This is a genomic window from Stenotrophomonas sp. SMYL41, from assembly GCF_036319965.1.
GTDB classification, from domain to species: Bacteria; Pseudomonadota; Gammaproteobacteria; order Xanthomonadales; family Xanthomonadaceae; genus Stenotrophomonas; species Stenotrophomonas maltophilia_R.
Window position 1 is genome coordinate 314,725 of sequence record NZ_JAWIRX010000001.1, and the last position, 14,860, is coordinate 329,584.

The following is a 14,860-nucleotide window of genomic DNA, read 5'->3' on the forward strand; positions in this document are numbered from 1 at the left end:
ATGCCGTTGAGCTCAGTCGAAGGAATTCAGAATCGTCCACAATCCACGCGGCGGTAGGGAAGCTCGCCCGTGGCTATGGCAATGGAACAATGAGCTCCGCGACCAATCCGCCATTCTCTCTTGGCCTCATATCCAGTCGCCCCCCGAAGCGCTCAACGATGATGCGGACAATTGAGATGCCCAGGCCCGCGCCATCACCGCGTTGTCGCCCCTGGTCTCCACGCCAGAATCGTTGTCCGATTTGCTTGGTTTGCTCTGAAGTCAGGCCAGGGCCACGGTCGGCAACGCACACGGAGCAATATCGCCCAGAACTGTTGAAGCTCACTCGGATTTCGACCGCGCTGCCTGGTAGCGAGTAGCGCAGAGCATTGTCCACCAGGTTTCGAACCGCGATTTCAAGCATCGATCTAGGAACGGTGCTGCCTGCATCCCCCCCTTCCATGATCAACGTGATGCGATCTCGGGAGATGTCGCTGTTCTGCAGGGCGACACTGTTGACGACCTCAACAATCGAGAGGCACTCGTCCCCTTCGATGATCGAGGCCTCTGCGCGCGCAAGCATCATCATTTGATGCAGCGTCCGTTCCAGGCGCTTCACTCCTTCCTGTGCACTGGCAAGCGAGAGCATCACGTCCTCACCCTCGCTGAGTCGAGCCACCTGCAGATGCGTATCTATCACAGTGAGTGGTGTCCGCAGCTCGTGCGCGGCGGCATCGGTAAATGCCCGCTGGCTGGACAGTGCCTGTGCCAAGCGCTTCAGCAGGCCATTCATTGCGTCCAGCACCGGACGCAGCTCCGAGGGGGAATCTCTCACGGCAATTGGAGACGTATCGTCCGCATGCTTGTCACGCAATTGCTGGGACAGTACTTTCAGCGGGACCAGCCCCCGTCCAATGCCCATCCATAGCGCGGCCAGTCCGCCGAGAAAGGCAATCAGAAACGGCACTCCAGCAGCCCCCAGCAACTCGTTGGTCAGCGCGTCCCGTCGATCAACGCGATCGGCTGTCATGATCTGATAGCCATTGGCGTGAAGAACGTAGATTCTCCACTTCTGCTCAAGCACCTCTCGGGTGCTAAAGCCAAGGGGCAATGATTCGAGATCCGAATGGGGGCCTGTCGTGGTTCGAGCCAGCAGCTGTCCGCGCATGGACCTGATCTCGCATGCGATGCCTTCCTCGCCACTGAAGCGCACCACATCGGCGAAGCTTGAGTTTCCTGGACTCGGCGCCAGTGCCGCTCGCTCAAGAAGTCCCGACACCATGCGCGCCGACATGGCGAGGCGGCCGTCAAGGGTCCGGTCGAGCTTGGAGTGGATGTCGCGCATCATCCAGCCGGCGGCAGATACCCAAAGAAGGATCAGCGAAACCCCAGTAATCATGACTGCCCGAAGCCGCAGACTCATGATGTGGGCCTCCATCCCAGTCGGTAGCCCAACCCTCTTGCCGTCTCGATCGCGTCGGTACCAAGCTTGCGCCGGATGTTGTGGATATGCACATTGAGTGCATTGCTGCTGACATCTTCATTGAGCCCGTAGAAGCGCTCATTCAGAAGATCGGGGGGGACCCAGCGCCCCTCAAGACTGGCCAGGTGCGTCAAAAGATCAATTTCCCGCCGAGACAAGGCGACAGGTTCGCCGCGCAGCCAAGCCAATCCGCTCTCCGGCTCCAGACGCAAGGGGCCCGCCACGATCACCTGAGCTGCTCGGCCCTGCGTGCGCCTGACCAGCGCGTACAGCCTGGCCGCAAGTTCACGCAGATCGAATGGTTTGACCAAATAGTCGTCCGCGCCTCCATGCAGGCCCTTAAGCCTATGCTCGATTGCGTCACGTGCGGTGAGGATCAGTACCGGGAGATTTGACTCAAAAGACCGCATGCTGCTGAGCAGGTCCATGCCATCTCGATCGGGAAGACCGAGGTCGAGTATCAAGGCATCAAAAATTTCTTCCTGTTGAATGACTTCAGCGTCTTTTGCCGTCCCAACGTGATGCACAGCAATGCCATGCACACGCAAGCCAGCCACAATGCCTTTGCCAATCAGCTCGTCATCCTCAACCAGCAGCACTCGCATGCCCGCCTCGCCTTGCTTCGATCGAGTAGTGATGTTAGGCGAGGAGCCAGCATTGTGTCAGCTGCCCGGCAGTCCTTCACGCTGCTTTATTCTCACTTAATCGAGTGGATGCATGCTCCACGTACCCCAAATTGGAGTGCGTGGGTTTGGCTTTCTATCGTCGTTTAGCTGCGGCCGTTCTACTGTTCTGCTTCGCGATTGGCAGCACGTGGGCGAACGGTCTCTTTTCATCATGGGGTAGTAACGAGCAGACTTTCCTGGACGCTGCAGAAGTCTTCCGACTGCAGCCTGTGCAACAGGACGGCCGCTTGTACTCGGTACAAGGGCATGTCGCAGATGACTACTATGTGTATCGCCACTCGATCAAGTTGGTTGACGCAAGAGGTCAAGAGATAGGCTTGAACCTTCCTGCCGGGCAGCCGAAACATGATGAATTTTTCGGCGACACAGAAATCTATACGGGTGACGCCTTTCGCTTGAAGTGGCCGGCGTTGGAGTCCGGCGTATTGACGTTGCACTGGCAAGGCTGTGCAGAAGCCGGTGTCTGCTACCCACCGCAAACCATGCAAGTAACGCTTCCGGAGCTCAAGGAAGTACCTTCGGCGCCCGCAAGCAAAGCACACACAGCGCCCGCGTCAGAGATTTCCAGCCGACGAGCCACATTGTCCGCCAGCAATGGCCCGGCTGCCACGTTGCCGCCAGCAGGTGCAGCTGGAAGAGAAAAAGAGAGGTCATCTTCGGGGGCAATCGACGCCAGTGCCGCTACGGAATTGGCTGAAGATCAGTCTGCTGCTCAGAAGCTCGCAACACTCGGGCCAGTGGCCGGAATAGCGCTGTTCTTTGGCTTCGGATTGCTACTGGCGTTCACGCCCTGCACGCTGCCGATGATTCCTATCGTATCCACCATGGTCGTTGGGAGCCAGGCGAACACACGGCGTGCGGTGTTGCTCTCTCTCTCATATGTCCTGGCGATGGCCGGAACCTATGCGGCGGTGGGGGTTGCGGCGGGACTGGCTGGCGCCAACATCCAGGCGACACTGCAATCCCCTTGGCTCCTTGGGGCTTTCGCTCTGTTGTTTCTTGTCTTGGCAAGCTCGCTGTTCGGCCTGTTCGAGCTGCGCCTACCTTCTGCACTGGCCAATCGTCTCAATGCAGCAGGGCAGGGACGGGCCGGCGGGAGTATCACGAGCGCTGTTGCACTGGGCTTCCTCTCGGCGCTACTTGTTGGCCCCTGCATGACCGCGCCTCTGGCTGGCGCGCTGCTATACATAGGCCAGACCGGCAGCGCGTTCTATGGCGGGCTTGTGCTGTTCGCCCTTGGCATCGGCATGGGGCTGCCACTCCTGGCCATTGCGGTGTTCGGCGCCAGAGTCCTGCCCAAGCCTGGAGCATGGATGGATAGGGTGCGCGTTGCGTTCGGCTACGTGATGGTCGGCATGGCGATCATGATGCTGACCCGATTCCTGCCTGATGCCGCAAGCTTGGTCCTCTGGGGCGCATGGGCACTTTCAGTTGCTATCGGTCTGCTCGCCTGGGGTCGTGCAGTACCGGAAAAGCCGCGATTGGCATGGACGCTTCGCACCGGTGCGGCCCTTGGGGGGCTCTGGTCTGTCCTCATGCTCTTGGGAGGTGCATCCGGTGGCGAGTCGGCATGGCAGCCGTTGGCGCATTTGCGTACACACGCTTCAGTCGCTGCAGCAACGACCCAGAAAATTGACTACGTTCAGGCTAAAACGGTGGACGATGTAGATGCACGCTTAACGGATGCGGTCGAACGTGGTCAGTGGACCCTGATCGATTTCTACGCCGACTGGTGCATCAGTTGCCATGTGATCGAGCGCAAGGTGTTTGGGAATCCGGATGTGGCTGCGCGGTTGGCACGCATGCAGATCATTCGTCCAGATGTGACTCGCAACGATGCCGAAGATCAGTCACTACTCAAGCATTGGCAGGTCCAAGGGCCGCCCACGCTGATCCTGATCGATCCTGATGGCAAGGAGCGCAGGGCGCAGCGCGTGGTAGGCGAAATAGATGCGGGCAGCTTCCTGGACCGGCTTGATGCGGCGGGGGCACCATGATCAGCATCGGTCCGTTCTCCGTTGACATAGTGATCGTCGCCATCTCTGTGCTGGTTGCCTGGCTGGCGGCGCGCATACTGGCCTCCAGGTCGCCCGGCTCACCCCGCAAGATTGCGGGAAGCCTGCTGTTCGATGCCGTTCTCGTAGGACTGTTGGCTGCTCGGCTTGGATACATTGCGTTTTGGTGGAAGGAGTACGTCCAGTCTCCATGGTCGATGATCGCGATCGGCGATGGCGGCTACTCGCTGTGGGTAGGCGTACTGGCTGCCCTGCTTTTTGTCGTTTGGCGCACACGATCGGCACGCCCGCTGCGACTGCCAGTAGCGGCTGGCGTGATGGCCGGAGTCGTTGCCTGGTTCACCGCGGGCGGAGTGATCGCGCTGCTGCAGAGTTCTGCGCCTCCTCTGCCAGATATTCAGCTGACGACGCTTGATGAACGTCAAGTTGCCTTGAGCTCGTATGCGGGCCGACCTGTCGTAGTGAATCTATGGGCAACCTGGTGCCCTCCCTGTCGTCGGGAGATGCCGATGTTGGAACGGGCGCAAGCGGACTTCCCGGAGGTCGCCTTCGTCATGGTCAATCAAGGCGAGCACGCGCCAGAAATTCGAGCCTTCCTTGAGCGAGAGGGCCTCTCGTTTGACCATGTCTTGCGTGACCCAACATCCACCGCGATGCACGTGATGGGGGCGAGAGCACTGCCTACGACGCTCTTCTTCGATAGCGATGGGCGCTTGGTGGATTCACACCTCGGTGAGCTGACGATGGCGAGCCTGAAGAACACGATAATGCGCCGCTTTGCGCAAGACTCGCAGTAGCCAACAAAAGTATGGAGCAATTGATTCATGTCTCAGAACCAGAATGAGTATCGCCTTCCCTTGGCAATCTGTTTCTTGCTGGTTAGTGGTTGCAGTCAGGCACAGAATTCGGAGAACCCGCCTGCCGTGAGGGCATTGGAGCAGCAAGGTCTCACCATCATGAAAGAGTTCGATGCAGGAGGGGGGATGCGCGCCTTTGCTGCGGCCGCAGGCGACGAGCCGATTGCGGCATACCTCATGAATGACGGGAATGTGATCGTCGGCACGCGTCTGGATGCAAATGGCAATAGGATCGACAGTGCAAAACTACAGCAACTGGTGGCCAAACCGACAGCGGATCGCGTTTGGGCTGAATTGGAATCATCCACCTGGGTTCTAGACGGGAAGGCGAGTGCGCCGCGCGTCATTTACGCGTTTGCCGACGCCAACTGCCCCTACTGCCACCTCTTCTGGAAAGCTGCTCGCCCTTGGGTGGATGCCGGCAAGGTTCAACTGCGGCACGTGCTGGTTGGGGTCATCAGAGAGGACAGTCCGAACAAGGCCGCGGCGATTCTAGGTGCTCCCGATCGATCCGCAGCATTCCGGGAGAACGAAAACAAGTTCGATCGCGGCGGGATCACGCCGGCCAAGAGCATTCCGGCCGATGTAAGGAAGGCCCTGGATGAGAACCAGATGCTGATGACTGCGCTGGGCTTCCGTGGAACCCCCGGCATCGTCGTTCGCGATGAGGATGGCGCGCTCAAGAAGTACAACGGAATGCCACGCCCAGAAAAATTGCCTGAAGTACTTGGTTCGCGTTAGTTCATTGGCAAGGACGCAACAGAAGTCCGCTTCTGGCCAGAGGCGGACACTTCAGGGTTGCCTGCCGGATTCACTTTTGAGGGGCGAGGGAACGCTCGCTCCTCGTAGAGCTGTCACATCTACTGCGAATAGCTCCAGTCTTTGATCATCAATTGTGCGCAGCATTCCGCGCGCAGCATTCATTTCGATCTCATGTCTAGTGGCTGGGAGCATTGGCTGCAGTGCCGCTGAGCAGCTGCCCGGTGCTGACTACTTGATCAGAAGATCACTCAGTGATCTTCCATTCGCTACCAGCTCGGCTATCCATCGCGGTTGCCTCCCGCGACCGGACCACGTCTGGCCGCGCACGGCGGGATTACGATATTTGGGAGCGGTCTTGGGCACTGTCGATCTGGCGGGCCTCCGATTGGCTCGCTTCCTGGCGGCTTCGGAGGGCGCGATCACTGAAGTGCCGTAGAGCTCATCTATCGTGTAGCCATGATCCTTGACGTACTTGTTGATCTTGGCTCGCATTGCAGTGGCCTTAGGGCGTGTCAACACTTTCAACTGCTGCTTCTCCGCTTGAGCAATCAGGGAGCGAAGTTCCTTGGCCGAAAGGCCGCAAATATCGATGGTCATGTATTCCTCCCAACGTTGAGTTCCAAGCCTATTCTCAAATGACACTGTGTGTCACCCCGACGGTACAGTGAATTGCCTATTCACAGGATAAGCTGCTCCCATGGTGTGTATTAGCTGCTCGTGCTGCACATGCTCTTCACTTGGCATATGGGCATGTCGATTGAAGAGGACGTGGTCAGTGCTTGCTTCGCCTATCGCCAGGCGCGCTTTGAGATCGCCTGTTTGAGGCATTAGGTGAATCGACGTTAGAATCAAGAGCTTTCCGTGGCAAATCAGGGAGGCAAGGCGCACAACCGTGAGATCAATTCCCTTCATTATCGCTGCCACGCTGGCGGGAACTACGCTGGCTGCAGATGCTTCTGAGGATGGCCTCCATACAGATCCATACTTTGATCCAGGAGGCGCCGTCAGGTTCAACTATGGCTGGCTCGACTACGGGCCGACCAGCCGCTTGCAGCTCGAATTGTTGCGCGCAGACCTCGACGCTGGAGCCGGGCCGCTCTCATTCTCCGCCCAGTACCGTTGGTACGATGGCTTCGACGCCGTGCATCACGTCTACGTAGGCTGGCAGTTCTCCGACGCCACCCAGCTGAAGGCAGGTATCCAGCAGGTTCCCTTCGGGCTGCTTCCCACCGTTTCGCAGAGCTTCTGGTTTGGCTCCGGCTACTACTTGGGCATTGAGGATGATTACGATCCGGGCCTTGTAGTGATTCACCGCAGCGGCAGCACGACCTGGCATCTCGGCTGGTTCTCCGGAGACGAATACGGGTCGGGGGCTCGCTACGATCGCTACTCCTTTGATGTAGCGCAGACCGAAGCGTTGCCGTATCGCGAGCGGCAACGGATGCATGCACGCTTGGAGAATGCACGCGGCTGGGCCGGCGGCGAACTTTTGCTGGGCGTATCGGCGTTCGCTGGCAAGGTGCAGAACACTCAGACACGGCGCCACCACGTTCATCAGGGCGCGGCCCTTCATGCACAGTGGAAGCGCGATGGTTGGACCGCGCAGTTGCAGTGGGCGCGGTACCGGTATGACGTGCCCGGCGATCGCATCGCGATGTCGGCGTTCCAATCCCCCTTCGAAATTGCCGCACAGGCGGATGTGCCAAGCGCCAACGTGGCCTATTCGTTCGGCCAGAAGGGCTGGCTGGATGATGTCACCTGCTACAACAACCTCAGCATGACCCGCCCGGTCGGGCACCGTGCAGGCCTACGTGACTCGTGGCAGAACGTGACCGGCTGCAGCCTGCAGAAGGGAATCATGCTCACCTATGTCGACTGGATCGCTGGCCGCAACATGTGGTTTGCCGGTGGTGATGGTATCGGCATCGACGAAACAGGCCCTTCCCGCTGGCATTCACGGCTGAATTTAAACATCGGCTTCTACTTCTGATCGGCCTCACGCAAGCCATAGGCATTTTCACCCAACAACACGGAGGTATCCATGCAGAGCACGGCTCCGCAACATCCCCCCGTTCGCCAGCGGATCCTTCCGCAGGTGTTCATTCCCACGGCAGCCATCGTCATCTCACTGCTGGCGCTTGCTGCCATCGCGCCCGATACGGCCACGCGGTGGTTCACCGCGGCCAAGTCATGGGCTGCCAATGATGCAGGCTGGTTCAGCATTCTCGCAGTGGCCGGCTTCCTGGTCTTCGTCGTCGGCATCGCCATAAGCAGTTACGGCCGCATCAAGCTCGGCCCTGACCACAGTACGCCGGACTACAGCTACGGCTCCTGGTTTGCCATGTTGTTCGCTGCCGGCATGGGTATCGGTCTGATGTTCTTCGGCGTTGCCGAGCCCATCATGCACTACGCCACGCCACCGGTCGGTTCTCCAGAGTCGGCCGCCGCTGCCCGTCAGGCCATGCGCATCACCTTCTTCCACTGGGGCATCCACGCATGGGCGATCTATGCGGTGGTGGCCCTGTCGCTGGCGTACTTTGCCTACCGGCACAATCTCCCGCTGCGTGTCCGGTCCGCGCTGTATCCGCTCATCGGCGATCGTATCCACGGCCCGCTGGGACATACCGTAGACACGTTTGCTGCCCTGGGCACCATCTTTGGCTTGGCAACGTCGCTGGGCCTGGGTGTCATGCAGATCAATGCCGGCCTGAACTACCTGTTCGGCCTGGATGTCAGCACGCTGGTTCAGGTTGGCCTGATCACCGTCATCACCCTAGTGGCCACCGGCTCGGTCGTGGCCGGCCTGGACAGCGGCGTTCGAAGGTTGTCCGAGCTGAACATGATCTTGGCAGCGGCGCTGCTGGCGTTCGTGCTCGTCTGTGGACCGACCGTGCACCTGATGCAGGCACTGGTGCAGAACACCGGCATGTACGTTTCCCAGCTGTTCTCGATGACCTTCAACCTCTATGCCTACGAACCCACCGGCTGGCTGGGTGGCTGGACGCTGTTCTACTGGGGCTGGTGGATTGCCTGGTCGCCCTTCGTCGGCATGTTCATCGCGCGCATCTCACGGGGACGCACCGTTCGTGAATTCGTGGTGGGGGTGCTGCTCGTGCCGCTCGGCTTCACGTTCCTGTGGATGACCATCTACGGCAACACCGCGCTGCACATGGTCAGGGTGGAGGGTATCCAGCAACTGGTGCAGACGGTCTCGACGGACAGCTCCATGGCGCTGTTTGAGTTCCTCGAGCATCTTCCCCTCACCATGCTCACGTCTTCGCTGGCGGTCATCCTGGTGGCCCTGTTCTTCGTGACGTCGGCAGACTCCGGCGCCCTGGTGATCGATATGCTCACGTCCAAGGGCGAGGAAGAGTCGCCGGTCTGGCAGCGGATCTTCTGGGCGCTGCTGGTCGGCGGCCTGGCAATTGCCCTGTTGGTGGCCGGCGGGCTGGAGTCGTTGCAGGCAGCCACCATTGCCAGCGCGTTGCCATTTACGATCGTCATGATCCTGATGTGCTGGGGACTGCTGAAGGCCATGCATCTCGATGCGACCAAGCGCTCGATCCTGCGCGAGGCACGGATTCTGCCCGGCACCAGTGAGGATTGGCGAGCACGCTTGCGCCTGCTGGCACACAACCCGCTGAAGATCGAAGTGACTGGATTCATCGAACAGCGCGTCATTCCTGCGCTGGAAGAGGTTGCGGCTGAGCTGCGCAAGCAGGATCTGCCAGTGCAGGTCTCCAAGGGGGAGGACGGTCGTGCGTGGCTGCAGGTTGGCCATGGCGAGGAGATGGACTTCTTCTACTCAGTACGGCCCCAGCCCTATGAGCCGCCGACGTTCGCCCTGCAGGATCCCCGTCGGCCGGTCAGCGAGGGCACCCGTCATTACCGTGCGGAGGTCTACCTGCGGGAGGGCGGGCAGGACTACGACATCATGGGGTGGACGAAGGTTCAACTCATCCACGATGTGCTCGATCAGTACGAGCGCCACCGTCAGTTCCTGGACAAAGTGCGCTCGTAGAATCCGCACAACAGATGCCGCCCAAATGGCGGCATCTACCTTGGGCCGGGCAAGCCCCTGCGTTGACGTGGCCTCGGCGCCCGCCCGTGCTATTGATGGTCGAACGGCCCAGGAAACAGCCCATGCTCACCAGATTGAGGCTTGCAGCCAGCAAAGTTACCAAGCGGATGTGGTTCCGCTCGACCCTGTATGGCGCCCTGGGCATCATCACGGCCCTGGCCGGTGCGTTCCTTAAGTTCCTCATTCCCACCGGCCTGGCTGCAAGGATAGGCGCTGACTCCGTCGGCAACATCCTTGGTATCCTTGCCGCGTCGATGCTGACGGTCACCACCTTCTCGCTGTCCACCATGGTCTCGGCATACGGGTCCGCGTCCAGCAGCGCCACCCCGCGTGCGGCCCGGCTACTGATCGAAGACACCCGGGCGCAGGGTGCGCTGGCTACCTTCATTGGTGCCTTCCTGTTCTCGATCGTAGGCCTCATCGCACTCAGCACGGGAATTTACGGGGACAGCGGCCGGCTTGTATTGTTCGGCGCAACCATCGCGGTCATCATCGTCATCACTGTGACGTTGCTTAGGGCCATTGAGCAGCTCTCGCGCTTTGGCCGCGTTGGCGAAACCATCGATCTTGTGGAGCGCGCGACCAAAGCGGCAATGAAGCGTCGGACCAGGGAGCCGCGGCTCGGTGGAGTCAGTGCGGTTCCGGTAGGGGAAGGGGCGGTGCATCTGGTCGGAGATCAGGTTGCCTACGTTGAACATGTGGACGTCGGGCGGATCAACGCCATTGCGCAGGAACATGATCTACGCGTTCATCTGCTCTGCCAGCCGGGTACGTTCGCAACCCCAGCCCGTCCCTTGATAGCCGTCGAGGGAAATCCACTTCCGGAAGTGCAGAGTGAAGTTATCTCAGCCATTTCCTTTAGTGACGCGCGCTCCATTGAGAATGACCCACGGTTCGGGCTGGTCGTGCTTGCGGAAATTGCCCAGCGCGCAATGTCACCTGCGGTGAACGACCCTGGCACCTGCATCGACGTCATCGGGACCTGTGTCAGGCTGCTGTGTGCATGGTCCAGCCATGCAGGGGACTCTGCTTCAGTTGAGGTGCTGTATCCGCGCGTGCACGTGCAGTGTCTCGACGTCCGCGACATGTTCGAGGACGCGTTCACGCCGATTGCCAGGGATGCAGCCGCGTCCTTGGAAGTCAACATCCGGCTGCAGAAGGCCTTCGCAGCGTTGGCGGGGTCCTCGAATGAAGCGACAAGAGTCGCGTCACAGGCGCATGCCCGCATCGCGTTGAAGCGTAGCCTGTTGGCCATGGATTTCGAAGCTGATCGCAAAGCGCTTCGAGCCAGCGCATCTGATTTGAGTCTGCAAGATGTGGACCAACGTTTGTAGTGTCTTTTGATCATTGCCTTTGAAGCGCTGCGCTGACTATCAGTGCTCGGCAGCGGGTCTGGCACACATCCGGTCAGCTCACCTTCCACAGCATGTATGCGGCAGTAATGAAGATCAGTACTGCAAATACCGTGTTCAGAGCTCCACGATAGCTGGCCAGCTTCGTCGAAGTTGCTGCTCCTGCAGTACCGCCAGCCATGCCGGCAACGACGAACACTGCCGCGAGCGTCCAGTTGACCAGACCTGCTTGCGCGTAGTTCAGTGCGGTGGTCATGCCGAATGCGGCAACGGCGACGAGCGAGCTTCCGACTGCGGCGATCATCGGCATCCCCGTCGCGGCCACCAGTGCGGGCACGATGAGGAACCCTCCGCCAATACCAAAAAAGCCGGAAAGCCCGCCGGCGGTGGCGCCCAGCCCAATCAGTGCGGGCGCGTTGCGTCTACCAAGCCGAGCGTCCGCGAAGCCAAGCGTGTTGCGCCTGCGAAGCATGGCGATGCCGACAACGACCATGACCACAGCAAACAGCGCCAATAGCCTCCTGCCGTCGAACGCCTTGCCCAAGCTGGAACCCAGGTATGCGCCCGCGACCCCCGCCAGGGCGAAGACCAAGGCACAAGGCCAGCGAACGTTACCTCTACGGGCATGCATCACCAGATTCGACACCGCATTGACCGCCACTGCTAGGGCGCTGGTGCCGATAGCCACATGCGGATCTTCCACTCCGACCACGTAAAGCATCAGTGGTACCGCCAAGATGGATCCGCCTGCACCGACCACCCCCAGGACGAAGCCGACCAGGACGCCAGACAAGCCGCCCAGCACCAACTGCAGCGGAGACAGCGCTTCCATATATCAGTCGCTGGATGCCGGACCTTGCTGCAGCCGTGTTGCTATGGAAGAAAGGTCATAGCCTGCATCCGAAGCAACAGACAGGACGTGGGCAAACGCCGCGCCATTGCGAACGACTTCCGACAGCGCCCAAAGCATCGCAACACGGGTGCCGGTTCTGCAGTACGCGGCAACAGGGCGTGGCAGCGCTTCCATCAACTTTGCAAAGGTGTGCACCTGATCATCGGAGATGACCCCAGACGCCACAGGTAGATAGGCAAACTGCATGCCCGCCTGGTGGCAGGCATCGTGCAGCGCGTGGTGACTGGGCTGCTCCGGCTGTTCATTGTCGGGGCGGTTGCAGATTACACTCGCAACACCCTGCTCCTTCAGGGTTTCAATGTCCTTTGGCAGGAGCTGTCCGGACACCTTGAGGCTGGCGGAGAGTGGCTTGAGATTCATGGTTTTCCCGTAGTTGCAGCAGGGCGGTGAATGAGGCCATGCAGGAGTACGCCAGCGATCATTGCCGTGGCGAAGATGATCGCGAAGGGCTGGCCGGTTCCCAGCAAAGCGATCGCTGGGCCGGGACACACTCCGGCCAGTCCCCAACCCAGGCCGAATATCGCCGCACCGATGACCAGGCGCCGATCAATGATCCGATGGGTGGGAATGTGCAGCGATGCGGCAAGCAGCGGCGTTCTGCGGGCGCGCATCCATAGGTAAGCTGCGGCGGAAGGGATCAGTGCACCCACCATGACCAGTGCCAGAGAAGGATCCCAAGCGCCGCTCACATTGAGGAAAGCAAGCACGCGAGCTGGGTTGGCCATATCCGAAACGATCAGCCCGAGCCCAAACAGTGCGCCGCATAGGAACGCGGCCAGGCGAATCATGCCGTGCCCCCGGTCGCAATCCGCACCAGTGTTGCCGTGGCTATGCCCATGAGCATGAACACGCAGGTAGCCACCACCGACCGGGGCGATGCCCGGCCCAAGCCGCAGACACCGTGCCCGCTGGTACACCCGGCGCCAAGGCGCGTTCCGTAACCCACCAGCAGTCCAGCGACCACCAGCACCACTGTTCCATTTGCGGAGAGCACCGGCAGTGGTATGGGCCTGACCGCCAAGGCGAAGCCCGACGCCAGGGCAAGTCCTGCCAGGAACAGGGCGGCAGTCCCGCGTCCGCCGTCACCCGGCATGCCCAGTGTCTTGGCAAGCAGGCCCGAGACGCCGGCAACCCGGCCGAGGAGGATCAGATAGGCGCCGGCTGCTGTACCGATCAGGGCGCCACCAATGAGCGGCCAATACCAAGCCAAATGAGAGAGCGTCATAGCAGGTCCATCGGCAGCTTGAGGTAGCGCACGCCGTTCTCCTCGGGTTCGGGCAGATGGCCTGCGCACATGTTGACCTGCACGGAAGGCAGGATCAGTCGCGGCATCGGGAGCGTGACATCACGCGCTTCCCGCATTTCCACGAACATGGCTTCGGTCACACCCTCGTGCACATGAAGGTTGGTTGTCTTCTCAGCACCGATGGTTGTTTCCCATGCGAAATAGTCTCGGCCGGTGGCTTTGTAGTCGTGGCACAGGAATACGCGGGCAGCGTCGGGCAGGGACAGCAGGCGCTGGATCGAGCGATACAACTGGCGGGCCGAGCCGCCTGGAAAATCGCAGCGGGCGGTACCGTAGTCCGGCATGAACAGCGTGTCTCCAGGAAACACGGCGTCGCCGATCACGTACGCCAGACATGCAGGGGTGTGGCCCGGCACGTGCAGCGACATCGCCTGGAGGTTGCCGATACGGAAGGAGGCACCATCGGCGAACAGGCGACCGAACTGGCTGCCATCCCGCTTGAATGCAGTACCGGCATTGAAGACCTTGCCGAAGGTTTCCTGGACGGTGGTGATTCGCTCGCCGATGGCCAGCGTACCTCCCAACTGGCCCTGCAGCCATGGCGCCGCGGAGAGGTGGTCGGCATGCGCATGGGTTTCCAGCAGCCATTGCACCTGCAGGCGCTCGGCCCGCACGTAGTCCACCAACGCCGCCGCGGAGGCGGTGGAGGTGCGGCCTGCGGCCATGTCGAAGTCAAGGACGCTGTCGACGATGGCGCACGCTGACGAAGATGGATCGCGTACAACGTGACTGGCAGTGAAAGTGGCAGGATCGAAGAAGGTCTTTACATGAGGCGAGGGGAGCAGGCCGGCACGCGCATCGTTGACGAGGCGGACAGCCTGCTCCAAGGGGGAGTCTACGACTGAGGATGAGTTCAAGGCTGGCTCCCGATAAACTGGTTGATTTAACGTATACATAGTTTCGTAATATATGTAACTATGGAGTCCATGGTAGATTGAGTCAAGGCCCATGGTGCCTTCCCACCACAATTACGACTCGCAAGTTGCCAGCGCACGTGACCAGCCCTCCGTTCAGCCCGTCAGATCTAGCCACGATGAAGGAGCGCGTGCCTGAAGTAGCCGAGCTGCTGCGCTTCATGGCCACACCTTCGCGCCTATTGCTGCTATGCCAGCTCGCACAAGGTGAAATGACGGTGGGCGGACTCGAGGAAGCGACCGGCATTCGGCAGCCGGCACTCTCACAGCAGCTGGCCGAACTCCGTCAACGAAAGCTGGTTGCGACCCGACGGGAATCGCGGTCGATCATCTACCGCATGGCAGACCCACGCGTTGCAGCTTTGCTGGGTGCGATGCATCGGATCTTCTGCGCGGACGATGCATCGACTTAAAGTGACCTAAGGCATCCGAAATGAGGGCAGGCTAGCTTCGCTGACCCTGGGCACTTAGACCATTGGCGTAGTCTGTCTCTAAGTCATGGGCCGCTGCAG

The 14,860-nt window shown here is 60.3% G+C and carries 15 protein-coding genes; 7 read left to right on the top strand and 8 right to left on the bottom strand.

Features of this window, described 5'->3' with window-relative positions; translation table 11 throughout:
- Positions 1-73: 73 nt before the first annotated feature.
- Both V3B30_RS01470 and V3B30_RS01475 read right to left on the bottom strand, forming a co-directional pair.
- Complete coding sequence (locus V3B30_RS01470; RefSeq protein ID WP_262082580.1) at positions 74-1,402, bottom strand: ATP-binding protein; 1,329 nt, start codon at positions 1,400-1,402, stop codon at positions 74-76.
- Complete coding sequence (locus V3B30_RS01475; protein ID WP_262082581.1) at positions 1,399-2,067, bottom strand: response regulator; 669 nt, start codon at positions 2,065-2,067, stop codon at positions 1,399-1,401. The genes V3B30_RS01470 and V3B30_RS01475 overlap by 4 nt, the downstream gene beginning before the upstream one ends.
- 140 nt (positions 2,068-2,207) lie before the next feature.
- Between V3B30_RS01475 and dsbD the strand changes: the two genes are divergently transcribed.
- Genes dsbD through dsbG form a run of 3 tightly spaced genes read left to right on the top strand, consistent with a single transcriptional unit; the run spans position 2,208 to position 5,761 of the window.
- Positions 2,208-4,145 carry a protein-disulfide reductase DsbD gene (gene dsbD, locus V3B30_RS01480; protein ID WP_262082582.1) on the top strand — a complete coding sequence of 646 codons (1,938 nt, stop codon included), beginning with the start codon at positions 2,208-2,210 and terminating at the stop codon, positions 4,143-4,145.
- Positions 4,142-4,960: a TlpA disulfide reductase family protein gene (locus V3B30_RS01485; RefSeq protein WP_126928425.1), complete on the top strand. Its 819-nt coding sequence runs from the start codon at positions 4,142-4,144 to the stop codon at positions 4,958-4,960. The genes dsbD and V3B30_RS01485 overlap by 4 nt, the downstream gene beginning before the upstream one ends.
- 27 nt (positions 4,961-4,987) lie before the next feature.
- Positions 4,988-5,761 carry a thiol:disulfide interchange protein DsbG gene (gene dsbG / locus V3B30_RS01490; protein ID WP_126928426.1) on the top strand — a complete coding sequence of 258 codons (774 nt, stop codon included), beginning with the start codon at positions 4,988-4,990 and terminating at the stop codon, positions 5,759-5,761.
- 249 nt (positions 5,762-6,010) lie between these two features.
- On the opposite strand, the gene V3B30_RS01495 is transcribed toward dsbG, so the two are convergent.
- Positions 6,011-6,379 (bottom strand): H-NS histone family protein, encoded by a 369-nt coding sequence (locus V3B30_RS01495; RefSeq protein WP_262082583.1) that lies wholly within the window; start codon positions 6,377-6,379, stop codon positions 6,011-6,013.
- 295 nt (positions 6,380-6,674) lie between these two features.
- Between V3B30_RS01495 and V3B30_RS01500 the strand changes: the two genes are divergently transcribed.
- The 3 genes from V3B30_RS01500 to V3B30_RS01510 all read left to right on the top strand — a co-directional run bounded on the left by V3B30_RS01500 (position 6,675) and on the right by V3B30_RS01510 (position 11,197).
- Positions 6,675-7,772 (top strand): hypothetical protein, encoded by a 1,098-nt coding sequence (locus tag V3B30_RS01500; protein WP_262082584.1) that lies wholly within the window; start codon positions 6,675-6,677, stop codon positions 7,770-7,772.
- A gap of 51 nt (positions 7,773-7,823) precedes the next feature.
- A complete protein-coding gene (betT, locus tag V3B30_RS01505; protein WP_262082585.1) occupies positions 7,824-9,803 on the top strand; it encodes a choline BCCT transporter BetT in 1,980 nt (659 codons plus the stop codon).
- Positions 9,804-9,925: 122 nt separating this feature from the next.
- A complete protein-coding gene (locus tag V3B30_RS01510; RefSeq protein ID WP_126928429.1) occupies positions 9,926-11,197 on the top strand; it encodes a DUF2254 domain-containing protein in 1,272 nt (423 codons plus the stop codon).
- A 73-nt stretch (positions 11,198-11,270) separates the two neighbouring features.
- Here V3B30_RS01510 and V3B30_RS01515 read toward each other — a convergent pair whose 3' ends face one another.
- The 5 genes from V3B30_RS01515 to V3B30_RS01535 are packed head-to-tail and all read right to left on the bottom strand — an operon-like array spanning position 11,271 to position 14,219.
- Positions 11,271-12,047, bottom strand: a complete 777-nt coding sequence (locus V3B30_RS01515) for a sulfite exporter TauE/SafE family protein (protein WP_262082587.1) — start codon at positions 12,045-12,047, stop codon at positions 11,271-11,273.
- Positions 12,048-12,050: 3 nt separating this feature from the next.
- Positions 12,051-12,488, bottom strand: a complete 438-nt coding sequence (locus V3B30_RS01520; protein WP_262082588.1) for a TIGR01244 family sulfur transferase — start codon at positions 12,486-12,488, stop codon at positions 12,051-12,053.
- A complete protein-coding gene (locus tag V3B30_RS01525; RefSeq protein WP_262082589.1) occupies positions 12,485-12,916 on the bottom strand; it encodes a DUF6691 family protein in 432 nt (143 codons plus the stop codon). The genes V3B30_RS01520 and V3B30_RS01525 overlap by 4 nt, the downstream gene beginning before the upstream one ends.
- Positions 12,913-13,353 carry a YeeE/YedE family protein gene (locus V3B30_RS01530; RefSeq protein ID WP_262082590.1) on the bottom strand — a complete coding sequence of 147 codons (441 nt, stop codon included), beginning with the start codon at positions 13,351-13,353 and terminating at the stop codon, positions 12,913-12,915. Before V3B30_RS01530 ends, V3B30_RS01525 begins: the two co-directional genes overlap by 4 nt.
- On the bottom strand, positions 13,350-14,219 hold the full coding sequence (locus V3B30_RS01535) for an MBL fold metallo-hydrolase (protein ID WP_329809632.1): 870 nt from the start codon (positions 14,217-14,219) through the stop codon (positions 13,350-13,352). The genes V3B30_RS01530 and V3B30_RS01535 overlap by 4 nt, the downstream gene beginning before the upstream one ends.
- 248 nt (positions 14,220-14,467) lie before the next feature.
- On the opposite strand from V3B30_RS01535, the gene V3B30_RS01540 reads away from it, so the two are divergent.
- Positions 14,468-14,761 (top strand): metalloregulator ArsR/SmtB family transcription factor, encoded by a 294-nt coding sequence (locus V3B30_RS01540; protein WP_126928434.1) that lies wholly within the window; start codon positions 14,468-14,470, stop codon positions 14,759-14,761.
- Positions 14,762-14,860: the final 99 nt, after the last annotated feature.